The 22213-nt window shown below is 70.9% G+C and carries 19 protein-coding genes; 9 read left to right on the top strand and 10 right to left on the bottom strand.

Going from position 1 to position 22213, the window contains the following annotated elements; all coding sequences use genetic code 11:
- Positions 1–14: 14 nt before the first annotated feature.
- Positions 15–947: a 1,2-phenylacetyl-CoA epoxidase subunit PaaA gene (gene paaA, locus ACFPLC_RS22295; RefSeq protein WP_378196372.1), complete on the bottom strand. Its 933-nt coding sequence runs from the start codon at positions 945–947 to the stop codon at positions 15–17.
- Positions 944–2974 carry a phenylacetic acid degradation bifunctional protein PaaZ gene (paaZ, locus tag ACFPLC_RS22290; RefSeq protein WP_378196375.1) on the bottom strand — a complete coding sequence of 677 codons (2031 nt, stop codon included), beginning with the start codon at positions 2972–2974 and terminating at the stop codon, positions 944–946. The genes paaA and paaZ overlap by 4 nt, the downstream gene beginning before the upstream one ends.
- A gap of 221 nt (positions 2975–3195) precedes the next feature.
- On the opposite strand from paaZ, the gene paaI reads away from it, so the two are divergent.
- From paaI to ACFPLC_RS22275, 3 genes are read left to right on the top strand one after another with little or no spacing between them, the layout of a single operon-like run.
- Positions 3196–3606 (top strand): hydroxyphenylacetyl-CoA thioesterase PaaI, encoded by a 411-nt coding sequence (gene paaI, locus ACFPLC_RS22285; protein ID WP_378196377.1) that lies wholly within the window; start codon positions 3196–3198, stop codon positions 3604–3606.
- Positions 3607–3608: 2 nt separating this feature from the next.
- Positions 3609–4886, top strand: coding sequence for a phenylacetate--CoA ligase PaaK (gene paaK, locus ACFPLC_RS22280; RefSeq protein WP_378196380.1), 1278 nt, complete (start codon positions 3609–3611; stop codon positions 4884–4886).
- Entirely contained in the window at positions 4883–5476 is a 594-nt protein-coding gene (locus ACFPLC_RS22275; protein ID WP_191310107.1) for a TetR/AcrR family transcriptional regulator, read from the top strand. Before paaK ends, ACFPLC_RS22275 begins: the two co-directional genes overlap by 4 nt.
- Before the next feature lie 41 nt (positions 5477–5517).
- Here ACFPLC_RS22275 and ACFPLC_RS22270 read toward each other — a convergent pair whose 3' ends face one another.
- Positions 5518–5829 (bottom strand): hypothetical protein, encoded by a 312-nt coding sequence (locus ACFPLC_RS22270; protein WP_191310109.1) that lies wholly within the window; start codon positions 5827–5829, stop codon positions 5518–5520.
- Between the two features lie 193 nt (positions 5830–6022).
- Here ACFPLC_RS22270 and ACFPLC_RS22265 point away from each other — a divergent pair, with 193 nt between their 5' ends.
- Positions 6023–6694, top strand: a complete 672-nt coding sequence (locus ACFPLC_RS22265) for a TetR/AcrR family transcriptional regulator (protein WP_378196384.1) — start codon at positions 6023–6025, stop codon at positions 6692–6694.
- On the opposite strand, the gene ACFPLC_RS22260 is transcribed toward ACFPLC_RS22265, so the two are convergent.
- Positions 6615–7670 carry an AraC family transcriptional regulator gene (locus tag ACFPLC_RS22260; protein ID WP_378196387.1) on the bottom strand — a complete coding sequence of 352 codons (1056 nt, stop codon included), beginning with the start codon at positions 7668–7670 and terminating at the stop codon, positions 6615–6617. The two genes, ACFPLC_RS22265 and ACFPLC_RS22260, sit on opposite strands and share 80 nt — an antisense overlap.
- An 80-nt stretch (positions 7671–7750) precedes the next feature.
- Between ACFPLC_RS22260 and ACFPLC_RS22255 the strand changes: the two genes are divergently transcribed.
- The 3 genes from ACFPLC_RS22255 (at position 7751) to ACFPLC_RS22245 (ending at position 12034) form a co-directional block, all read left to right on the top strand.
- Entirely contained in the window at positions 7751–8845 is a 1095-nt protein-coding gene (locus ACFPLC_RS22255) for a winged helix DNA-binding domain-containing protein (protein WP_378196390.1), read from the top strand.
- 76 nt (positions 8846–8921) lie between these two features.
- Positions 8922–10382 carry a flavin-containing monooxygenase gene (locus ACFPLC_RS22250; protein ID WP_378196393.1) on the top strand — a complete coding sequence of 487 codons (1461 nt, stop codon included), beginning with the start codon at positions 8922–8924 and terminating at the stop codon, positions 10380–10382.
- Entirely contained in the window at positions 10382–12034 is a 1653-nt protein-coding gene (locus ACFPLC_RS22245) for a GMC oxidoreductase (protein WP_378196395.1), read from the top strand. The genes ACFPLC_RS22250 and ACFPLC_RS22245 overlap by 1 nt, the downstream gene beginning before the upstream one ends.
- Before the next feature lie 49 nt (positions 12035–12083).
- Here ACFPLC_RS22245 and ACFPLC_RS22240 read toward each other — a convergent pair whose 3' ends face one another.
- Positions 12084–13568, bottom strand: a complete 1485-nt coding sequence (locus ACFPLC_RS22240) for a chitinase (protein WP_378196398.1) — start codon at positions 13566–13568, stop codon at positions 12084–12086.
- A gap of 145 nt (positions 13569–13713) precedes the next feature.
- Here ACFPLC_RS22240 and ACFPLC_RS22235 point away from each other — a divergent pair, with 145 nt between their 5' ends.
- Positions 13714–16089: a Tex family protein gene (locus ACFPLC_RS22235; protein ID WP_378196401.1), complete on the top strand. Its 2376-nt coding sequence runs from the start codon at positions 13714–13716 to the stop codon at positions 16087–16089.
- Between the two features lie 77 nt (positions 16090–16166).
- On the opposite strand, the gene ACFPLC_RS22230 is transcribed toward ACFPLC_RS22235, so the two are convergent.
- From ACFPLC_RS22230 to ACFPLC_RS22210, 5 genes are read right to left on the bottom strand one after another with little or no spacing between them, the layout of a single operon-like run.
- Complete coding sequence (locus tag ACFPLC_RS22230; RefSeq protein WP_378196404.1) at positions 16167–17033, bottom strand: YwqG family protein; 867 nt, start codon at positions 17031–17033, stop codon at positions 16167–16169.
- A gap of 32 nt (positions 17034–17065) precedes the next feature.
- A complete protein-coding gene (locus ACFPLC_RS22225) occupies positions 17066–17470 on the bottom strand; it encodes a hypothetical protein (protein ID WP_378196406.1) in 405 nt (134 codons plus the stop codon).
- Positions 17467–18231 (bottom strand): 2-keto-4-pentenoate hydratase, encoded by a 765-nt coding sequence (locus ACFPLC_RS22220; protein ID WP_378196409.1) that lies wholly within the window; start codon positions 18229–18231, stop codon positions 17467–17469. Before ACFPLC_RS22220 ends, ACFPLC_RS22225 begins: the two co-directional genes overlap by 4 nt.
- Positions 18228–18674: a nitroreductase family deazaflavin-dependent oxidoreductase gene (locus ACFPLC_RS22215; RefSeq protein WP_191310132.1), complete on the bottom strand. Its 447-nt coding sequence runs from the start codon at positions 18672–18674 to the stop codon at positions 18228–18230. The genes ACFPLC_RS22220 and ACFPLC_RS22215 overlap by 4 nt, the downstream gene beginning before the upstream one ends.
- Complete coding sequence (locus tag ACFPLC_RS22210) at positions 18674–20380, bottom strand: acyl-CoA dehydrogenase (protein WP_378196412.1); 1707 nt, start codon at positions 20378–20380, stop codon at positions 18674–18676. The genes ACFPLC_RS22215 and ACFPLC_RS22210 overlap by 1 nt, the downstream gene beginning before the upstream one ends.
- A gap of 235 nt (positions 20381–20615) precedes the next feature.
- Between ACFPLC_RS22210 and ACFPLC_RS22205 the strand changes: the two genes are divergently transcribed.
- On the top strand, positions 20616–22160 hold the full coding sequence (locus tag ACFPLC_RS22205) for a DEAD/DEAH box helicase (RefSeq protein ID WP_378196415.1): 1545 nt from the start codon (positions 20616–20618) through the stop codon (positions 22158–22160).
- The last annotated feature ends 53 nt before the right edge of the window (positions 22161–22213 follow it).

Below are 22213 nucleotides of genomic sequence, written 5' to 3'. Positions count from 1 at the left end.
GGCCGTCAGGTCGGTCACTTGCGCTCCTTCTTTTCAGCGTGCGCGACGGCGGCTTCCCGCACCCACGCGCCGTCTTCGTGGGCGCGACGCCGGTGCGCGATCCGCGAAGCGTTGCAGGGCCCGTTGCCCTTCAGGACGTTCTTGAACTCGTCCCAGTCGACGGCGCCGAAGTCGTAGTGCCCCCGCGCAGCGTTCCACTTCAGGTCGGGATCGGGGAAGGTGACGCCGAGGGCTTCGGCCTGCGGCACCGACATGTCCACGAACCGCTGCCGCAGCTCGTCGTTGGTGTGGCGCTTGATCTTCCACGCCATCGACTGCGCGGTGTTCGGCGAGTCGGCGTCCGGCGGCCCGAACATCATCAGCGACGGCCACCACCAGCGGTTCACGGCCTCCTGAACCATTTCCCGCTGCTGATCGGTGCCCTTCATCATGGTCATCAGCAGCTCGTAGCCCTGCCGCTGGTGGAAGGACTCCTCCTTGCAGATCCGGATCATCGCCCGCGCGTACGGCCCGTACGACGACCGGCACAGCGGCACCTGGTTGCAGATCGCCGCGCCGTCGACCAGCCAGCCGATCACGCCGACGTCGGCGAAGGTCAGCGTCGGGTAGTTGAAGATCGACGAGTACTTCTGCTTGCCGTTGATGAGCTTGTCGGTCAGGTCCGCGCGGTCCGCGCCCAGCGTCGCCGCCGCGGAGTACAGGTAGAGCCCGTGCCCGGCCTCGTCCTGGACCTTGGCCAGCAGGATCGCCTTGCGCCGCAGCGACGGCGCCCGGGTGATCCAGTTGCCCTCGGGCTGCATGCCGATGATCTCCGAGTGCGCGTGCTGCGCGATCTGCCGGATCATCGTCTTGCGGTAGCCCTCGGGCACCCAGTCGCGCGGCTCGATGCGCTGGTCACGCTCGATGGTGTGCTCGAAGTGTTCTTCCAGCGAGACAGTGGCCGTCACGGCTGCTCCTTCGAAACCAGCGTCAGGACGTCGTACTTCGCCACGGACTCGCCCTCGGCGTTGGTGACGTCGGCGTCCCAGCGGACCTCGCCGTACTCCTGGTCGATCCGCGGGGTGATCTGCTTGGCGGTCAGGGTCACGGTCAGGGAGTCGCCGACCTTGACCGGCGTCAGGAACCGCAGGTTCTCCAGGCCGTAGTTGGCCAGCACCGGCCCCGGCTCGGGCGAGACGAATAGGCCTGCCGCGAACGAGACGACCAGGTAGCCGTGCGCGACGATCCCGCCGAACAGCGGGTTGGCCGCTGCGGCTTCCGGGTCGGTGTGCGCGTAGAACGTGTCGCCGGTGAACTCGGCGAAGTGGTCGACGTCTTCCTGGGATACGACCCGCGGCCCGGCGACCACCGAGTCGCCGATGCGCAGCTCGGCCAGGGACTTGCGGAACGGGTGGACGTCGCCTTCGGTGCGCGGGGCACCCGTGACCCAGCGGCCGGTGACCGCGGAAAGCACGGCGGGCGACCCCTGCACGGCGGTGCGCTGCATGTGGTGCAGCACGCCCCGGATGCCGCCCATTTCCTCGCCGCCGCCCGCGCGGCCGGGGCCGCCGTGGACCAGCTGCGGCATCGGCGAACCGTGCCCGGTGGACTCCTTCGCGTCTTCGGCGTCCAGCACCAGCAGGCGGCCGTGGTACGGCGCCGCGCCGAGGACGACCTCGCGCACGAACTCCTTGTCCGCGCTGACCACGGACCCGGCCAGGCTGCCGCCGCCGCGTGCGGCGAACTCGACGACCTGCTCGGTGGACGTGTACGGCATCAGCGTCGAGACCGGCCCGAACGCCTCGACCTCGTGCGGCTCGGAGCGCTCGGGGTCGGCCTTGAGCAGCACCGGCGAGATGAACGCGCCGCGCTCGGCGTCGGCGTCCACGACGTCGACCTTCTCCGGGTCGCCGAACACGACGCTGCCGGCGTCCAGCAGCGCCTTCAGCGACCGCCGGACCTCCTCGCGCTGCTCCAGGCTGGCCAGCGCGCCCATCCGGACGCCTTCGGACGCCGGGTTGCCGACCGTCACCTTCGCCAGCCGCTCCGACGCGGCCGCGGCGACGTCATCCAGCAGCGAAGCCGGGACGAACGCGCGGCGGATCGCGGTGCACTTCTGGCCCGCCTTGACCGTCATCTCGGTGGTCAGCTGCTTGACGAACAGGTCGAACTCGGTCGTGCCCTTCACGGCGTCCGGGCCGAGGATCGAGCAGTTCAGCGAGTCGGCCTCGGCGTTGAACCGGACCGCGTGGCGGATGATCGCCGGGTGGGTCCGCAGCTTCTGGGCCGTCGACGCCGAGCCGGTGAAGGACACCAGGTCCTGCGCGGTGACGTGGTCGAGCAGGTCGCCGGCGCTGCCCGCGACGAACTGCAGCGAGCCCTCGGGCAGGAGGCCGGACTCGATGACCAGCTCGACCACCCGCGCGGTCAGGTACGCCGTCTGGCTGGCCGGCTTGACCAGGCTCGGGACCCCGGCGAGGAACGCGGGCGCGAACTTCTCCAGCGGCCCCCACACCGGGAAGTTGAACGCGTTGATCTGGACGGCGACGCCCCGCAGCGGGGTCGCGATGTGCTGGGCGACGAACGTGCCGCCGCGGCTCAGCGGCTCGACGTTGCCCTCGACGTAGACGGTGTCGTTCGGCAGCTCGCGCTTGCCCTTGGAGCCGTAGCTGAACAGGACGCCGATGCCGCCGTCGATGTCGAACTTCGAGTCACCGAGGGTGGCGCCGGTGCGCGCGGAGAGGGCGTACAGCTCGTCGCGGTGCTCGCGCAGGTGGGAGGCGAGCGCCTTGAGCAGGGCCGCACGCTGGTGGAACGTCAGTTCCCGCAGGGCCGGGCCGCCGACGCGGCGGCCGTACTCGAGGGCGGCAGCGAAGTCGACGCCCTTCGACGAGATCCGGGCGACCTCCTCGCCGGTGGCCGCGTCGTGCAGCGGGACGCCCTCGTCCGCCGCCGTGTGCCAGCTCCCGGAGACGTAGCTGCGCAGCAATGCCATCAGGTCCCTCTCGCCGAATTACCTACCGGACGTTCAGTTAATCGCATGGTAGCCGCCGGGCCCGAAGATCGGAAGAGGCCGGCGCTTGACACCGGCCCGGACCACTGCCTTTACTGAGCGGCACCGCGAGGTGACCGTCCATTCGGTCAGTCCATCCATGCCCCCGCCACCACCCTCAGCGGAGGCGCTTCGCGCCGCAGTGTTCGATCGGAGGACAGCGCATGACCAACGCCGCGCACACCATGTTCGCCGCCGACGAGGCGTCGCGCGCGCTGGGCATCGAACTCGTCGAAGCGAGCGACGGCCGGGCCGTGGCGACCATGACGATCACCCGCGAGATGGTCAACGGACACGACATCGCCCACGGCGGGTACGTCTTCCTGCTGGCCGACACGGCCTTCGCCTGCGCCTGCAACACCCACGGCCCGGTCACGGTCGCCGCGGGCGCCGAAATCTCCTTCGTCGCGGCCGGACGGCTCGGCGACCACCTCGTCGCCACGGCCACCGAGCGCACCCGCTACGGCCGCAACGGCATCTACGACGTCACGGTGCACCGGGAGACCCCCGCCGGGCCCGAGGTCGTCGCCGAATTCCGCGGCCGCAGCCGCGTCCTCTCCGCGAAACGGGACTGACCATGATCGAGACGGACATCGGCGCGGACGAGCTGGCCGCCCTCCAGCTGGAACGTCTGCAGTGGACACTCCGGCACGCGTACGCCAACGTGCCCGCCTACACGCGGAAGTTCGACGAGGCCGGCGTCCACCCTGACGACTGCAAGGAGCTCGCCGACCTGGCGAAGTTCCCGTTCACCACCAAGCAGGACCTGCGGGAGAACTACCCGTTCGGGATGTTCGCCGTGCCGCAGGAGCAGGTCCGGCGCATCCACGCCTCCAGCGGGACGACCGGCAAGGCCACCGTCGTCGGGTACACCGAGCAGGACATCGACACGTGGGCGACGGTGATGGCCCGCTCGATCCACGCCGCGGGCGGCCGCCCGGGGCACAAGGTGCACGTCGCCTACGGCTACGGCCTGTTCACCGGCGGTCTCGGCGCGCACTACGGCGCCGAGAAGCTCGGCTGCACGGTGATCCCGGCGTCCGGCGGGATGACCGCGCGGCAGGTGCAGCTGATCACCGACTTCCGGCCCGAGGTCATCATGGTGACGCCGTCCTACATGCTGACGCTGCTCGACGAGTTCGAGCGCCAGGGCGTCGACCCTCGTAAGTCGTCGCTGAAGGTGGGCATCTTCGGCGCCGAGCCGTGGACCGAGCAGATGCGCGCGGAGATCGAGGAGCGGTTCGCGCTCGACGCCGTCGACATCTACGGGCTGTCGGAGGTGATGGGCCCGGGTGTCGCGCAGGAGTGCGTCGAGACGAAGGACGGCCTGCACATCTGGGAGGACCACTTCTACCCCGAGGTGATCGACCCGTACTCCGAGGAGGTCCTGGGCGGCGGGGAAACCGGCGAGCTCGTGTTCACCTCCCTGACCAAGCAGGCCCTGCCGATCATCCGCTACCGCACCCGGGATCTCACGGCGCTTTCGCCGGGCACCGCGCGGCCGGCGTTCCGGCGGATGGCCAAGGTGACCGGGCGCACCGACGACCTGATCATCCTGCGCGGCGTCAACGTCTTCCCGACGCAGATCGAGGAGATCGTGCTGCGGACGCCGGCGCTGAGCCCGCACTTCCAGCTCGTCCGGTCCACGCGCGGCCGGCTCGACCACCTGACCGTGCGGGTGGAGGCCCGCCACGACGCTTCTTCCGCCGACCGGGAGCAGGCGGCCGCGTCGCTGGTGAGCGGGGTGAAGGACGGCGTCGGCGTGACGGTGTCGGTGGACGTCGTCGATCCGGACACCCTGGAGCGGTCCATGGGCAAGATGCGGCGGATCGTCGACCAGCGGGACAAGCCGTGACGACCCCGCGGCGCGGTCGGCCGGGCTACGACCTCGAATCGCTGCTGCAGGTGGCGGTGAAGCTGTTCAACGAGCGCGGCTACGACGGCACGAGCATGGAGGACCTCTCCCGCAAGCTCGGCATCACGAAGTCCGCGATCTACCACCACGTGCCGAGCAAGGAGGAGTTGCTGCGGCTGGCGGTGGACCGGGCCCTGGACGGGCTGTTCGAAGTCGCCTCCGAGACGGCGTTGCTCGACGGACGGGCGATCGACCGGCTGGAGCACCTGGTGCGCGGCAGCGTGGTGGTGCTGGCGGACCGGCTGCCGTTCGTGACGCTGCTGCTGCGCGTGCGCGGCAACACGAAGGTGGAGCGGGCGGCACTGGCGCGGCGGCGCGAGTTCGACCGGCTGGTGACGGACCTGGTGAAGCAGGCCGAAGCGGAGGGCGACGTCCGCCCGGACGTCGACCCGGCGGTCACCGCGCGGCTGGTGTTCGGCATGGTGAACTCGCTGATCGAGTGGTACAAGCCCCGGCGCGGCTCCTCGGCGGCCGAGGTCGCGGACGCGGTGTGCAAGGTGGCCTTCGAGGGCCTCCGCACCGGCTCGTGAGTGGTAAAGCGGGTTAGAACCCGCCTTACCACTCACGAGGGTCACTCCTCGGCGGTCTGCGGTGGACGGCGGGCCTGCCACAGCAGGGCTTCGCGCAGCTGGCCGATGAGCCGCTCGTCGTCCGCTTCGGACGGGTCGACGCCCAGCGGGATCCAGCGCTCGGACACCTTCTCGCCCCGGTCGTAACTGGAAATGACGATGCCCGAGTACGACACGGACGCTTCGTCCGCGCAGTCGCCGTCCGGCAGCGGCTCGCCGGCTTCGAAGGCGTCGTCGAAGCTGACGTGGCGATGCTGCAGGCGGACGCTCACCCAGCGCCCGGCCGGCCGGATCGGCGCGCCTTCTTCGTTCATCTGCTCCTACCCCCGGTCCGGGCCCCCTGCCGTCTCGTCGCATCCGGGTGCCGCGGAGTTACCGGCGGGTTGTTCCGGTTGCGTAACGACAAAGGTTGGCGCGAAACACCGCTTGCCCGCCACCGGAGTCACTCTTTTGACGACGGGTCAACTACTTGTTGACAGCCTGCCGATCCCCCGCGAGGCTGAGCGGATGACCAGTGGGACCCGGCCCCGGCGCCGTCGGCTCGAGCCGGCCGAACGGCGTGCGGAGATCCTCGCCGCCGCCCGGCGGCTGTTCGGGGCGGGCAGCTACGCCTCGGTGTCCACTTCGGACATCGCCGAGGCCGCCGGGGTGGCGCGGCCGCTGATCAACCACTACTTCGGCGGGAAGCGGGAGCTATATCTGGAGGTGGTGCGGCAGATGATGATCGTGCCCGCGCCGGTCACCGAAGCGCTTCCGGACACGACGATGGAGCAGCGGCTGGCGATCGGCGTCGAACGGTGGATCGAGGTCGTGGACCGCAACCGCGACGCCTGGCTGACCGTGATCGGGCCCGAGGCGGCCGGACGCGACCCCGAGATCGAGCGGATCATGCTGGAGGCCGACGAGATCGCCGCCGACCGGGTCCTGGAAGCCGCGCTGATGACCGGCGTGACCGAAGGCCGCGAAGAGCTGCGCGCGATGATCCGGTCGTTCGGCGGGATGCTGCGCGCGGCGTCACGGGAGTGGCTGATCCGCGGCACGCTGGACCGCGCGGCGCTGCGCACCTTCCTCACCGACGCGCTCCTCAACCTGCTGAAGATCACCTACCCGGCGGTCCTCGCCGAGCGGCGCGGAACCGGCGGGCGAACGCCGCCGGCGTCATCCCGGTCCAGCGCTTGAACGCGTGGATGAAGCTCGACGCCTCGGCGTACCCGAGCCGGTAGGCGACGTCCTCGACCGACAGCACCCCGGTGTCCAGGAGCTCTTCGGCGAGCGTCTGGCGGACTTCGTCGACCAGGGCCCGGTAGCTCGTGCCGGCTTCGGTGAGGCGGCGGCGCAGGGTGCGGGTGCTGAGCGTCAGCTGGCGGGCGATTTCGTCCATCCCGGCGTCGACGCCGCCGAGCCGGACCAGCCGTTCGCGTACCTGCTGCGAAATGCCCGAACGCTGCCGACGCCGCGTGACGAGCGCTTCGCACTGCGCGGCGCACAGGGCGACCGTCTGGTCGTTGGCCTGCGGCAGCGGCCGGCTCAGCAGCGCCGGGTCGAGCGTCGCCCGGCAGGCGTCGGCGCCGAAGCGCGGCCGGACGCCGAACGCGGCCCGGTACGGCTCCACGGTGGCCGTCTCGTGCCGGAACGTCAGCTCGTCCAGCGCGATCTCGGGCAGGAGGTCGCGCATGACGGCGAAGATCGCGGCCAGATCGCGAAGGACGAGGAAGCGGGCGACGTCGGCGGGCACGCGGCTGTCGTCGAGTTCGAGGGTCAGCCGGTCGGCGCCGAGGACGACGTGCGGGATGCAGAAGGCGAAGCTCAGGTCGAAGTAGCGGAGGGCGAAGAGCATCGCGTCCCGCAGCGTCGGGCTGCTGATGCAGGCGAAGCCGAAGATGCCGAAGGTGGTGACACGGTAGCGGCGCCCCAGCTCCAGGGCCGCCGCGTCCGAACCGTCCAGATCGGCCAGTGCCCGGACGACGGCCAGCTCCTGGCGCGCGTCGACCTGGACGGCCGGATCAGCGAGTAGCTCCGGCGTCAGCGTGGTGTTCGCCAGGAGCCGTCCGGCCGGGAGGCCGCGCTCGGCGGCGAACCGGGTCATCAGCTCGATGCTCGCGGTCCCGCGCGGGAAGTCCCAGTCCCCGACGGCGGGCGCGGCGAGCTCGGCCATGGCCGGAATTCTGGATCACGCCGGGAGAACGTGTCCAATCGAGGACCGGAACTGTCCGGGATGATCGTTAGGGTGACCGCGTGGAGACCTTGAGCCGACGAGCCGTCAACCGCGCCACGCTGGAGCGGCAACTGCTGCTGAGCCGGGCGAAGATGTCCGCTTTCGACGCGGTGGAGCACCTGGCCGGGCTCCAGGCGCAGGCGCCGTTCCCGCCGTACTTCGGGCTGTGGTCGCGGTTGGAGGGGTTCCGGCCGGCGGAGCTCGTGGAGTTGCTTGAGAGCCGCCGCGTGGTGCGGATCGCGTTGATGCGCGGCACGGTCCACCTGGTGACGGCGGCGGACGCGCTGGCGTGGCGGCCGGTGGTCCAGGCGATCTACGACCGTGATCTGAAGCAGAACACGCTGCACGCGAGTGCGCTGGCAGGGCTCGACCACGATCTCGTCGCCGAGGCGGCGCGAAAGCTGCTCCTCGGCGGCCCGATGCCGGGGAACGCGCTGGGTGCCGAGCTGGCCCGTACCTGGGACGCCCCGCCGTCGTCCCTGACGCACCTGGCCCGCGGCCGGTTGCCGCTGGTGCAGACCCCGCCGCGGGCGATCTGGGGCAAGGCCGGGCAGACGACGTACGCGTGCCTGGACGAGTGGGTGGGCGCTCCCCTGTCGCCGCCTTCGCCCGCTTCGCTGATTGCGCGGTACCTGCGCGCGTTCGGCCCGGCCACGGTGGCGGACGTCCAGACGTGGGCGGGCATCACTCGCCTGGGCGAGGTGGCGTCTTCGATGGACCTCCGGCGCTACCGCGACCCGGACGGCCGCGAGCTGCTGGACCTGCCGGAGCTGACGGTGCCCGACGAGGACACCCCGGCACCGCCGCGGCTGCTGGGGCCGTTCGACCAGATGATCCTGTCGTACGCGGACCGGACGCGGGTCATCTCGGACGCCTACCGCAAGCGCGTGATCTCGCACAACGGCCTGGTCAAGGGCACGCTGCTGGTCGACGGCCAGGTGTGCGGGTTCTGGGACATCAAGGCAACGCGGAAGGCGGCGGTCATCGAGCTGTCGCCGTTCGAGAAGCTGGCGAAGCGGACCGTGTCGGCGTTGGAGAAGTCGGCGGGCGAGCTGGTGAAGTGGGCGGAAGAGGGCGCGGAGACGCACGAGGTGCGCGTCCACCCGCCGGCGTGAGGGCTGGCCGGAAATCTCGATTGAGTGACCGTTCGTGGCCTGTTGTCACAGCCGGGGAGTCCGTAGCTTTTCGGACATGACTGGTTCGGCGAAGGGGCCGTCGGTGCTGATCGTGGGCACCGGGTTCGGCGGCATCGGGACGGCGATCGAGCTGAAGCGCGCGGGGTTCACCGACTTCACCATCCTGGAGAGCGCAGCCGAACCCGGCGGTGTCTGGCGGGACAACACCTACCCGGGCGCCGCGTGCGACATCCCGTCGCCGCTGTACTCCTTCTCCTTCGAGCCCAACCCGCGGTGGCCGAAGCGGTTCTCGCACCAGCCCGACATCCTCGCCTACCTGCGGCGCGTCATCGCGAAGTACGGCCTGGAACCGCACATCCGGTACCACCGCGAGGTCACCGCGGCCGCGTTCGACGAAGACCGCGGGCTCTGGCGCGTGGAAACCGGCACCGGGGAGACGTTCGAGGCGAACGTCTTCGTGCCCGCCGTCGGGCAGCTGTCGCGGCCGGTGCTGCCGGACATCCCGAACCGGGAGAGCTTCGCCGGCGACGCCTTCCACTCCGCGCGGTGGGACCACGGCGTCGACCTGACCGGCAAGCGCGTCGCCGTCATCGGGACCGGGGCCAGCGCCGTGCAGTTCGTGCCCGAGCTGCGGAAACGCGCGCAGCACGTCACCGTCTTCCAGCGCACGCCGCCGTACGTGATGGCGAAGTCCGACCCGAGCTACCGGCGGTGGCAGCACTGGCTGTTCGAGCACCTGCCGCCGACGCAGCTGCTCGGCCGGCTGCGGATCTTCCTGCTCGCCGAGTACGCCACGTACGCGATGACACGCCACCCGGCGCTGGCGAAGATGTTCGAGCTGCGGACCGCGCAGCTGCGGCGCCGCCACATCAAGGACCGGGAGCTGCGGGCGAAGCTGACGCCCGCGTACCCGCTGGGCTGCAAGCGGATCCTCTTCACCAACGACTACCTGCCCGCGCTGGCGCAGCCGAACGTGGACGTCGAGACGCGGCGGATCGCCGAGATCACCGAGAAGGGCGTGCGGGTCGAGGGCGGGACCGAGATCGAGGCGGACGTCCTGGTCTACGGCACCGGTTTCGCCGCGACGCAGTTCCTCGGCCGGATGGAGGTGCGCGGCCTCGGCGGGCGGTCCCTGGACGACGAGTGGTCCGGCGGCGCGCGGGCCTACCTGGGCATGACCGTGCCCGGCTTCCCCAACCTGTTCTGCGTCTACGGGCCCAACACCAACCTCGGCGCCGGGTCCATCATCTACATGATCGAGCGCCAGGCGCGGTACATCCGGCAGGCGGTGGAACGGCTCTCGCGGCCGGGCGTGTCCTATGTGGACGTGCGGCCGGAGGTCGAAGAGCGCTACGACCGGGAGGTGCAGGGGCGGCTGGGCCGGAGCGTGTGGAGCGCCTGCACGAGCTGGTACCGGCAGGCGGACGGCCGGGTGACGACCAACTGGCCCGGCCTGGTCACCGAGTACGACCGCCGGACCCGGCGCTTCGACGTCGCCGACTACCGGGTGGCGTGATGGACTACGACGTGCTGGTGATCGGTTCGGGGTTCGGCGGCAGCGTCACGGCGCTGCGGCTAACCGAGAAGGGCTACCGCGTCGGCGTGCTCGAAACCGGCCGCCGGTTCGCTGACGACGAGTTCGCGAAGACGTCGTGGCGGGTGCGGAAGTACCTGTGGGCGCCCGCCTTGCGCTGCTTCGGCATCCAGCGGCTGACGCTGCTGAAGAACACGTTCGTGATGAGCGGCTCCGGCGTCGGCGGGGGTTCGCTGGTGTACGCGAACACGCTGTACGAGCCCCCGGACGGGTTCTACACAGACCCGCAGTGGGCGCACATCACGGACTGGAAGGCCGAGCTGGCGCCGTATTACGACCAGGCGAAGCGGATGCTCGGCGTGGTCGAGAACCCGGCGACGACGGCCGCGGACCGGGTCCTGCAGGACGTGGCCGACGACATGGGCATCGGGCACACATACCGCCGCACGCCGGTCGGCGTCTACTTCGGACAGTCCGGGGTGGATCCGTTCTTCGGCGGTGCCGGTCCCCGGCGTGCTTCCTGCACGCTGTGCGGCGAATGCATGACCGGGTGCCGGGTCGGGGCGAAGAACACGACGGTCAAGAACTACCTGTACCTGGCCGAGCAGGCGGGCGCGGAGGTGCACCCCTTGACGACGGCGGTGTCGGTGCGGCCGATTCCCGGCGGGTACGCGGTGGACACGCGGCGCACGGGTGGTCTTTCCCGCCGCACGTTCACCGCGTCGCAGGTGGTGTTCTCGGCAGCGGCTTTGGGCACGCAGCGGTTGCTGCACCGCATGCGTGACACCGGCACTTTGCCGCTCGTGTCCCCGCGGCTCGGGCTCCTGGCCCGCACCAACTCCGAAGCGGTGCTGGCGGCGCGGTCACTGCGGGCGGACACGGACTACTCGCGCGGGGTCGCGATCACGTCGTCGATCCACCCGGACGCCGTGACGCACGTGGAGCCGGTGCGGTACGGGCGCGGCAGCAACCTGATGGGCCTGCTGGCGACGGTGCTGGTGGACGGCTCGCCGGGCCGTCGCCGCTGGGTGCTGGGCCTGCGGGAACTGTGGCGCGCCCGGCGGAACCTGCTGCGCATCCACAACCCGCGCCGGTGGTCCGAGCGGATGATCGGGCTGCTGGTGATGCAGACGCTGGACAATTCGGTGACGACGTACACGAAACGCGGGCTGTTCGGCCGGCGCATGACCACCCGCCAGGGCGCGGGGACGCCGTCGCCCGACTGGATCCCGGCGGGCCACGAGGTGACCCGCCGCGTGGCGGCGAAGATCGGCGGGCTGCCGCAGGGCGCGTGGACGGACATGGCGAACATCCCGATCACGGGCCACTTCATCGGCGGCTGCACGATCGGCGACTCCCCCGCTTCGGGGGTGATCGATCCCTACCAGCGGCTGTACGGGTACCCCGGCCTGCACGTGGTGGACGGGTCGGCGATCTCGGCCAACCTCGGGGTGAACCCGTCTCTGACGATCACGGCCCAGGCGGAGCGGGCGATGGCGTTCTGGCCGAACCGGGGAGAAGCGGACCCGCGGCCGCCGCTCGGCGCGGAGTACCGGCGCGTGGCGGCGGTGGCCCCGAAGAACCCGGTGGTGCCCTCGGAGGCACCGGGGGCCCTTCGGCTGCCGATGGCGTGAGAAGGCCCTCCCGGACCGCGCCGCCGGGAGGGCCACACTCAGCGCACGGTCACGGCAGGCCCGCGAGCCCCGCCGACACCGTGTTGGCGAACGCGTATCCCTGCGACGCGTCCCAGTTGATCGACCACGTCATCGCGCCCCGGATCGTCGGGTAGGTCGTCGACGGCTTGAAGCTGCCGCAGGACGTTCCGCGGGCCAGGCAGTTCAGCGCCGACACCGTGTTCGCCGGGGCCTGGTAGCCGCCGCCCGCGGCCTGCGGGGAGGCCGGGAGGCCGAGGCCGACCTGGTCGGCGCGCAGGCCGCCCTGGAGCTGGATGCAGGCCAGCGCCGTCAGGAAGTCGACCGTGCCCTGGGAGTACACGTTGCCGTTGCAGCCGTTCATCGAACCCGAGTTGTAGTACTGCATGTTGACGATCGTCAGGATGTCCTTGATGTTCAGCGCCAGCTGGAAGTAGCCGCCCGCCGTGGACTGCATGTCGATCGTCTGCGGAGCCATCGTGATGACCTTGCCGCCGCCGTTGTAGATGCTGCGCAGCGCCTGGCCCATGTACGTGGCGTTGATGCCGTTCTCGAGGTCGATGTCGACGCCGTCGAAGCCGTAGTTCGCGATCAGTGACTTGATGCTGTTCGCGAAGTTGTTCGCCGAGGTCGAGTCGCCGACGCTGATCGTGCCGTTCTGGCCGCCGACCGAGATGATCACCTTCTGGCCGCGGGCCTGGACCGTCTTGACGTCGGCCTTGAACTGCGCGTCCGTGTAGCCGCCGAGCTGCGAGGACAGGCCGGAGTCGAGGGTGAAGCTCACCGCGCCCGGCGTGCCGGTGGCGTCCGCGAAGGACACCGCGATGATGTTGTACTTCGTCGGGACGTCGGCGAGCTTCAGCGCCTTGGCGCCGTTGTAGAAGTTCTGCCAGTAACCCGTCAGGACGTGCTTCGGCAGGTCACCCTGGGTCGGCGGCGTCGACGTGGTCGTCGTCGGCGGGGTGGTGGTTGTGGTGGTCGGCTGGGTGGTGGGTGTGGTCGGCGTCGTCGGTGTTGTCGTCGGCGGGGTGCCGGGACCGTCGAGGCTGACGTCGTCGGCGTAGTACCCCGGCTGGCCGTACCAGCCGTGCAGGTACACCGTCAGCGACGTGCTCGAGCCGGTCGTGAAGCTCAGCGACAGCTGCTGGTAGCCGCTGGTGCCGGGCGTCCACGTGCTGGTCGTCGCCGAGCCGGAGACGCCGAGGTAGACGTAGCTGCCCTGGACCCACGCGGACAGCTTGTAGGCCGTGTTCGCCGAGACGGTGAGCGTCTGCGCGCACTGGGCGGTGTCCGACGACGACGGCGTCGCGTTCAGGGCCCGGCTGCCGCTGTGCACCGGCGAGCCCACCGCGGCCGACGTGCCGGTGCACGTCCAGCCCGTGGTGCCGGCTTCGAAGCCGGGGTTGGCCAGGATGTTCGCCGCCGAAGCACTGCCGGCGAGCACAAAGGTGACGCCGAGAGACAGCGCCACCACGGAAAGTAAGGAAAGCAGAGCGAAGCGGACCTTGGGGACCACGGAGGACCTCCACGACACTGGTGAGGCAGGTCACCACAAAGTGGACTAGACCAATCTGAATGTCAAGCAACCCCATCCGAAAGTCGGGGTGCCCGAAACGGCAGAATGTGACGATCGGATCCAGGCGAAGCAGGAGCGTGTTGCAGTGAGCGTGTCGGTCGAGCAGAAGATCGCCGAAGAACTGGGCGTGCGCGAAGGACAGGTCAAGGCCGCCGTCGAGCTGCTCGACGGCGGTTCGACCGTGCCGTTCATCGCGCGTTACCGCAAGGAAGTCACCGGCATGCTCGACGACGCGCAGTTGCGCACGCTCGAAGAGCGGCTGCGCTACCTGCGGGAACTCGACGAGCGCCGGCTCGCCGTGCTCGAGTCGATCCGCAGCCAGGGCAAGCTCGACGAGGCCCTCGAGGCGTCGATCCTCGCCGCGGACACGAAGTCGCGGCTGGAGGACATCTACCTCCCGTACAAGCCGAAGCGCCGCACGAAGGCCATGATCGCGCGCGAAGCCGGGCTCGAACCGCTGGCCGACGGCCTGCTCAACGACCCGAACACGGACCCGCAGGCCGCCGCGGCGGTGTTCGTCGACGCGGACAAGGGCGTCGCGGACGCGCAGGCCGCCCTCGACGGCGCCCGCGCCATCCTGGTCGAGCGCTTCGCCGAGGACGCCGACCTCATCGGTGAGCTGCGGGAGAAGATGTGGGGCCAGGGCCACCTGGTCGCCAAGGTCCGCGCCGGCAAGGAGGAGGAAGGCGCGAAGTTCTCCGACTACTTCGACTTCTCCGAGCCCTACACCAAGCTCCCCTCGCACCGCATCCTCGCGATGCTGCGCGGCGAGAAGGAGGAGGTCCTCGACCTCACCATGGCGCCGGACGAGCCCACCGACGAGCCGCAGGTCGGGCCGACCGACTACGAGCAGCGCATCGCCGCGAAGTTCGGCATCACCCAGCAGGGGCGGCCGGGCGACAAGTGGCTCGGCGACACCGTCCGCTGGGCGTGGCGCACGAAGATCCTCCTGCACCTGGGCATCGACCTGCGGATGCGGCTGCGCCAGGCGGCCGAGGACGACGCCGTGCGCGTGTTCGCCGCCAACCTGCGCGACCTGCTGCTGGCCGCGCCGGCCGGCACCCGCGCCACCATGGGCCTCGACCCGGGCTTCCGGACCGGGGTCAAGGTGGCGGTCGTGGACGCGACCGGCAAGGTCGTCGACACCCACGTCATCTACCCGCACCAGCCGGCGAACAAGTGGGACCAGTCGATCGCCGAGCTCGCGGCGCTGTGCGCGCGACACAAGGTCGACCTGATTTCGATCGGCAACGGGACGGCGTCGCGCGAGACGGACAAGCTCGCCCAGGAGCTGATCAAGAAGCACCCGGAACTGAAGCTGACGAAGGCCGTCGTGTCCGAGGCGGGCGCTTCGGTGTACTCGGCGTCAGCGTTCGCTTCGCAGGAACTGCCGAACATGGACGTCTCGCTGCGCGGCGCGGTCTCGATCGCCCGGCGGCTGCAGGACCCCCTGGCCGAGCTGGTGAAGATCGACCCGAAGTCGATCGGCGTCGGGCAGTACCAGCACGACCTGTCCGAGGTGTCGCTGTCGCGCTCGCTCGACGCGGTGGTCGAGGACTGCGTGAACGCGGTCGGCGTGGACGTCAACACCGCGTCGGCCCCGCTGCTGACCCGGGTCTCGGGCATCACGACGGGCCTGGCGGAGAACATCGTGGCCCACCGCGACACGAACGGGCCGTTCCGCTCCCGGATGGCGCTGAAGGAGGTCGCGCGGCTCGGGCCGAAGGCGTTCGAGCAGTGCGCGGGCTTCCTCCGCATCCCGGACGGCGACGACCCGCTCGACTCGTCGGCGGTCCACCCGGAGGCGTACCCGGTGGTCCGGCGGATCCTGTCCAAGACCGGCACCGACATCCGGTCGCTGATCGGCAACACCCGGACGCTGTCTTCGCTGCGCCCGGCCGAGTTCGTGGACGAGCAGTTCGGTCTCCCGACGGTGACGGACATCCTGGCGGAGCTGGACAAGCCGGGCCGCGACCCCCGCCCGGCGTTCAAGACGGCGACGTTCGCCGAGGGCGTGGACAAGATCTCCGACCTGAAGCCGGGCATGCGCCTGGAGGGCGTGGTGACGAACGTGGCGGCGTTCGGCGCGTTCATCGACGTGGGCGTGCACCAGGACGGGCTGGCCCACGTTTCGGCACTGTCGAAGAACTTCGTGAAGGACCCGCGGGAGGTCGTCAAGCCCGGGGACATCGTGAAGGTGAAGGTCCTGGACGTCGACGTGCCGCGCAAGCGGATCTCGCTGACCCTGCGCCTGGACGACGAGCCGGGCGCCGGCTCGGGCAACCGCGGTGGTGGCGGCGGTGGCGAGCGCCGGGACCGCGGCCAGGGTGGCGGCGGTCAGCGCCGCGGCGGCCAGGGCGGCGGCGACCGGCGCGGGCAGGGTGGCGGCGGCCGGGATCGCGGCGGCAACGCGAGCGGCTCGATGGCCGACGCGCTCCGGCGGGCCGGTTTCGGGAAGTAAAGGGCAAGCGGGAGGCCGCCCCGGACGAGCCGGGGTGGCCTGCCGGCGGCCGAGGAACCCTCAGCCGCAAGGCACCGTCAGCAACACTGCAGGATGCATCGCGCGCGGTCGAAACGGCCCGCTTCGAGGTCGTCGGAGCGGATCATCCAATAGAGCATTCCGGCGTCGCCCCACATCATGTCGGCAGCTTCGTCGCTGTCGATCTGGGCGAGGAACACCCAGCGGGCCGCCTCCTCAATCAGCCGCGGGTCCCGGTAGTCCCCCAGCACTTCCGTCGCGACCTCCTTTTCGACCGCGTTCTGGATGGGGTCGGCGAACCCGCCGACCTGGTGGTGCGGCCCCTCCGGGTGCAGGTGCCAGACCAGCTGCCCGAACACTCCGGTGCCCAGGTGGTTCCCGGGCAGAAGCACCGTTTTGGCCGCCTCGGCGAGGGTTTCGCCACTCGCGGTCTTCGTCTCGTCGAGCAGGACGTGGTAGTTCCTCGGGGCGGTGGCCTCGACCTTGCCGAACAGGTCACGCGCCGGGTAGGGGTCGAGGCCTTCGGGTGCTGCCCGCTCGGCAACCGGTACTCCCGCCGGCACGAAGACCAGCCGGGCGGCTTCGGCGTCTCCGAACTCCGGGATGTCGTCGGCTTGGCGGCGCTCGGCGTCGAAGTAGAAGAACAGCAGCGTGCCTGCCTCCGGTAGCGGGATGCTCAGGAACTCCCGCGGCAGCGCGGCGCAGTCCACTGCGGCTACGAAGTCGAGCGGGCCCCGCCCCGGCCACTCGGGCCACCCGACGTCCTCGGGCAGCGCCGGCGCACCACCGATCCGGCCCACGGGCGGCCCTTCGCCCGCGGACACCAGGCGAATCCCCGGGCGAGCCAGCGCGGTCCACGCGGAAGCCAGCTCCGCGGGCAGCCGCTCGTGGGCGAGGGTGTCAAGTCGATCTCTCCAAGACGTCACCGGGACATCGTGGCAGGGGGTACCGACAAAAATCAGCGGAGCGCGAGGAGGCCGGCGGCGAGCAACACGACCGGCACCACCGCGGCCGTCGCGCTGATCAGCCCCGTTCCGCCGCGCCAGCCGGCCGCCGACGCGACCATCCGGCGGACCAGCCCCACCTCCACCACGGCCGTCAGCACGAAGCCGAGGCCGACGCCGAAGATCGCCACCGCGCCGGCGACCAGCAGGCCCGACGCGGACGCCGCGCCCAGCGGGGCCGCGACCTCCCAGCGCACCACGCCCGCGGCCGCCGCGAGCAGCGCCAGCAGCAGGACGAACGCCACGAGGAAGCCGCTGCGTGCCGTCGCCGGGTGCGGGCCGCGCGCGAGGCACCAGAAGACCGCGTCGAGGGCCACGACCACCGCGGCGAGCACCACGAACCCGGGCCGGAAGGTCATGCGGCGAACCGCACTTCCACGCTCCCCAGCTCACCGAAGTCCGCCACCACGTGGCCGCCCGCGCGGATGGGGCACGGCGGGGTGGCCGTTCCCGTCGTCACGATGTCGCCCGGACGCAGCGCGCGGCCGTGGCGGGGCAGCTCCATCGCCAGCCAGTGCAGGGCCAGCCTCGGGTCGCCCAGCACCAGGCTGCCGCTGCCGCGCGAGAACTCTTCGCCGTCGGCGTGCAGGGCCACCGGGCGGCGGGGCAGGTCGAGCTCGCGCCACCCCGGCACCGGGCGGCCCTCGACGAACCGGCCCGCGCACGCCACGTCCGCCAGCAGCTGCGGACCGCCCGCGTGGCGGTGGTCGGTGTAGCGGCTGTCGGGCAGCTCGATCGCCAGGAACATCGTGTCGACCGCGTCGAGCACCGCGGCCAGCGACGGCGACAGCCCCGGGTCGGCCTTGAGCCGGAAGGCGAACTCCGGTTCGGCGACGCCCATCGTCATCGTGTCGGCCGGCACCGGCTCGCCCTCGACATGGTGGAACCGCTCGAACATCGCGCCCGGCAACGGCCCGGGCACGTCGAGGTACTGCCGCGCGTACGCGGTGGTCGCGGCGATCTTCCAGCCCGACACGGGTCCGGCCAGCTCGGCGAGCGCCGCCTGCGCCGCCATGCCCCCGGCGAGATCGGCCGGGCGGACGTCGGCCGGGAGGCCCTCCAGCCGCTTGCCGGTCAGCCACGCGTCCCAGATCAGCTCCGCCGCCCGCTCTCGGTTCACGCCCGCGATCTTGCCAACCGGAACACCGGGTGTCGATCGGCTTCCCCGGCGAACGCCTCGGCCGGGTCGCTCGCCTTCGCGTCGAAGAACGGCGCCGTCACCGGGAGCTTGCCGACGTACGCGCGCAGCACCGGGCCGGCCGTCGCGGCGTCGACCTCCTCGACTTCCCACGTCTCGGTCGTCTGACCGCGCCGCAGCCGGGCGGTGGCGTCGGCGCGGAGGTTGTACACCCAGCCGACCCGCCCGTACGGCGAAACGAGCCACCGCTCGCCGCCGACCTCGATGACGTTGACCGGCGTGGTCCGGTCGGTGCCGCTCTTGCGTCCCCGCGTGGTGAGCAGCCACCCGGTGCTCCCCGCGATCGGGACACCGCGGTTCAGGAACGCCGTCACCAGAACGTTCACGGCCTTCCGCACGACCCCCAGCCGGTACTTCTTCGCCATCACGGATTCATAGCGTAGACCCCGGAAAGCGCCCGCACGCGCGCCCAGACGTTCTCGAACCGCCCGGCGTCCACCACCGGCTTGCGCAGCGCGGCCAGCGCGATCGCCTGCTGGGCCTCGGTCGAGCTCGCCTTGCCGTTGAGGTCCACCGCCGCGACGCTGAAGTCCTGCACCAGCACCGCGAAGATCTGGTCGACGACCTCGTCGTCCAGGCCGGTGATGCCGGCCTGCTCCAGGACGAGCTGGCCGTACACGATCAGCGTGAACAGCTCGGTCAGCGCGAGGCCGAAGTCGAGGTCGGCCTGCTGTGCCTCGTCCGGCGCCGCCTCGGTGAGCAGCTTGACCAGGTAGCCGGCCTGCTCGGTGAACAGCGCGACGTTCGGGATGTGCGCGGCTTCGGCGTAAGCGGTCTTCCAGTCGTGGAACCGCACCTTCGACAGGCCGCGTGCCGGGCCCTGGCGGAAGAGGAACTCGTCGTCCGCGGCGTCGGTGCGGGTCGGCACCGGGGCGTACTCCTGCGGCGCGAAGAGGTAGTTCGGCATGAACTTCGCGATCAGCGCGAGGTTGACGGCCACCGTGCCCTCGAGCTTGGGCAGGCCGTCGATGTCGTTCTTGGACATCGCCAGGTAGGTGTCGGCCTCGAAGCCCTTGGCCGCGACGACGTCGGCGACCAGGCCGATCACCTTCTGCGCCTCGGTGGTCACCTTCATCTTGGTGATCGGGTTGAACAGCAGGTAGCGGCGGTCGTCCGGGTTCGCGCTGCGGAAGTAGTCGACGGCGCGGTCGGAGAACAGCTTCATCGCCGTCAACCGCGCGTAGGCCTCGACGAACTCGCGGCGGACGTGCGGGAAGTCGGTCACGGGCTTGCCGTAGAGGACGCGGTTGTGCGCGTGCGTGATGGCCTCGTACAGCGAGTGCGTGGCCATGCCGATGCCGCCGAAGCACAGGTTGAACTTGCCGATGTTGACGGTGTTCAGCGCGGCGCTGAAGGCCTCGGCGCCGACGTGCAGGATGTCCTCGGCGCGCACCGGGTAGTCCTCGAGCCGGAACTCGGCGACGTACATCTGCGACGGCACCACGTTCTTCACGACGTGGTAGTTCGGGTGCTCGGAGTCGGCGTAGAAGAAGACGTACTGGTCCGGGCCTTCGACGCCGTCGATGCGGCCGAACACCGACACCGTGCGGGCGCAGTTGCCGTTGCCGATGTAGTACTTGGAGCCGGTGGCGCGGTAGCCGTCGCCGTCCTTGGTGAGGACCATGTCGGACGCGTAGATGTCGGCGCCGTGGTCCTTTTCGGACAGTCCGAACGCGCCGACGCCGCCGGCGTCGAGGGCGGCCGCCGCGCGTTCACGTGCCTCCGCGTTGGCGCTCTGCCACACCGGGCCGAGGCCGAGGATGGTGACCTGCCACGGGTACCAGTAGTTGAGGCCGTAGAAGCCGAGAATCTCCGACAGCGCGGCGACGCGGCTGGTGTCCCAGCGCTTGTCGGGGTTGCCCCCAGCGTTCGCCGACGGCGTCAGGAACGTCGAGAACAGCCCTTCCTTGCCCGCGAACTCGATGAAGTCCGCGTAGAAGGTGCGGTTGTGGTAGTCCTCGGCGAGCTTCGCCTTGCCGCGCTGTTCGAACCAGTCGATGGTGGCGCGCAGCAGGCGCCGCGTCTCGGCGTCGAAGTGCGCCGGGTCGTACTCGCGCGGGTTCAGCAGCATGGTCGTCCTCCTCGATTACCGACCGGTAACTTAGCAAGCCCGTCCGAGTGCGGGCAATCTCACTGGGGCCAGGTCACTCTCGTTGGTACACTGATCTTGCGGGCCGCTCAGTTCTGCCTCGGTCCGCTGCTGTTGTCGACTACCACGCGCCGCGGCCGTTGACCGGTCTGCGCCGGGCAGGACAACCCTTCTCGACGTTATGGAGACCAGGGCATTCGCTTGCCCGCACGCACTTATGAGCACTTTTTCCGAACTCGGTCTGCCCACCCCGCTCGTGGCCGCGCTGGCCACCCAGGGCGTCACCGAGCCCTTCCCCATCCAGGCGGCGACCCTGCCGCACACCCTCGCCGGGCGTGACGTCCTCGGCCGTGGCCGCACCGGCTCCGGCAAGACGTACGGCTTCGTGCTGCCCGTGCTGGCCCGCCTCGCCGCGGGCCCGACGCGGCGCAAGCCGGGCCGTCCCCGCGCGCTGATCCTGGCGCCGACCCGCGAGCTCGCGACGCAGATCGAGGCGTCGATCCTGCCATTGGCCCGCCCGCTGGGCCTCAAGGCGACGACCATCTTCGGCGGCGTCAGCGCGAACCCGCAGATCACCCGGTTGCGTGACGGCGTCGACATCGTCGTCGCCTGCCCCGGCCGGCTAGCCGACCACATGCGCTCCGGGCACGTGAAGCTCGACGCCGTCGAGATCACGGTCCTGGACGAGGCCGACCACATGGCCGACCTGGGCTTCCTGCGCGAGGTCCGGCGGATCATGGACGCCACGCCCGAGCGCGGCCAGCGGCTGCTGTTCTCGGCGACCCTGGACAACGGCGTCGACGTGCTGGTCAAGCGCTTCATGGACGACCCGGTGCTGCACAGCGTCGACTCGGCGCAGTCCCCGGTGGCGACGATGGAGCACCACGTCCTGCACCTGGAGGAGACCCACCGGCTGCCGGTGCTGGTCGACCTGACGGCGGCGCCCGGGCGCACGCTGGTGTTCACGCGGACGAAGAGCCGCGCGAAGGCGCTGACGCGGAAGCTGAACGCTTCGGGTGTCCCGGCGGTGGAGCTGCACGGCAACCTGGGCCAGAACGCCCGCACGCGCAACCTCGAGGCGTTCTCGTCCGGGACGGCCCGCACCCTGGTGGCGACGGACATCGCGGCCCGCGGCATCCACGTCGACGACGTCCGGCTGGTGATCCACGCGGACCCGCCGGTGGAGCACAAGGCCTACCTGCACCGTTCCGGCCGCACGGCGCGCGCCGGGGCGTCGGGCACGGTGGTGACGCTGATGACCGACGCGCAGGTCCGCGACGTCCGGGACCTGACCCGCAAGGCGGGCATCAAGCCGACGACGACCCAGCTCGGCCCGGGCCACCCGCTGCTGGCGGAGCTGGCGCCCGGTGAGCGCACGTTCTCGAAGGCGCCCGCGGTGGACAACCGGCCGAAGAAGGTCTCCGCCACGGGCGCGGCGCCGGGTGGCGGCCGCGGTCGCCGTTCTGCGGCGCCGAAGGAGAACCGCGGTGGCCAGCGGGCCCGCGCGGCCTCGCAGGAGCGGTCGGCCGGGTCCGGTTCGCGCCGCGCGGAGGGTGCCTCGGGTGGGTCCCGCCGGTCGGGCACGTCGGGCAAGTCGGTCGCGTCCCCGGCTTCGGGAGGCGGGCGCCGCTCCGGTGGCGAGGCTGCTTCGGGCAACGCGCGGCGCTCCGGTGGTGCGCCCGCGGGGAACCGGCGGTCGGGTTCCGGCGGCGCGGCGGCGTTCTCGTCGGGCACCCGCGCGGGTTCGCGCCGCTCGCGCTGACCTCAGCCGACAGGTCCGGGCCCCGGCACTCGTTGCCGGGGCCCGGACCGTCC

Origin of the sequence: Amycolatopsis plumensis, from assembly GCF_042652605.1 — a bacterium.
Classification (GTDB): Bacteria; Actinomycetota; Actinomycetes; order Mycobacteriales; family Pseudonocardiaceae; genus Amycolatopsis; species Amycolatopsis plumensis.
This window is presented reverse-complemented; position numbering and strand designations above follow the sequence as displayed.

Excerpts from the sequence above, each read along its gene's own strand:
- paaZ (WP_378196375.1), bottom strand. The coding sequence starts at position 2,974 with ATGGCATTGCTGCGCAGCTACGTCTCCGGGAGCTGGCACACGGCGGCG.
- paaI (WP_378196377.1), top strand. The coding sequence starts at position 3,196 with ATGACCAACGCCGCGCACACCATGTTCGCCGCCGACGAGGCGTCGCGC.
- paaK (WP_378196380.1), top strand. The coding sequence starts at position 3,609 with ATGATCGAGACGGACATCGGCGCGGACGAGCTGGCCGCCCTCCAGCTG.
- ACFPLC_RS22270 (WP_191310109.1), bottom strand. The coding sequence starts at position 5,829 with ATGAACGAAGAAGGCGCGCCGATCCGGCCGGCCGGGCGCTGGGTGAGC.
- ACFPLC_RS22265 (WP_378196384.1), top strand. The coding sequence starts at position 6,023 with ATGACCAGTGGGACCCGGCCCCGGCGCCGTCGGCTCGAGCCGGCCGAA.
- ACFPLC_RS22260 (WP_378196387.1), bottom strand. The coding sequence starts at position 7,670 with ATGGCCGAGCTCGCCGCGCCCGCCGTCGGGGACTGGGACTTCCCGCGC.
- ACFPLC_RS22250 (WP_378196393.1), top strand. The coding sequence starts at position 8,922 with ATGACTGGTTCGGCGAAGGGGCCGTCGGTGCTGATCGTGGGCACCGGG.
- ACFPLC_RS22245 (WP_378196395.1), top strand. The coding sequence starts at position 10,382 with ATGGACTACGACGTGCTGGTGATCGGTTCGGGGTTCGGCGGCAGCGTC.
- ACFPLC_RS22225 (WP_378196406.1), bottom strand. The coding sequence starts at position 17,470 with ATGACCTTCCGGCCCGGGTTCGTGGTGCTCGCCGCGGTGGTCGTGGCC.
- ACFPLC_RS22215 (WP_191310132.1), bottom strand. The coding sequence starts at position 18,674 with ATGGCGAAGAAGTACCGGCTGGGGGTCGTGCGGAAGGCCGTGAACGTT.
- ACFPLC_RS22210 (WP_378196412.1), bottom strand. The coding sequence starts at position 20,380 with ATGCTGCTGAACCCGCGCGAGTACGACCCGGCGCACTTCGACGCCGAG.
- ACFPLC_RS22205 (WP_378196415.1), top strand. The coding sequence starts at position 20,616 with ATGAGCACTTTTTCCGAACTCGGTCTGCCCACCCCGCTCGTGGCCGCG.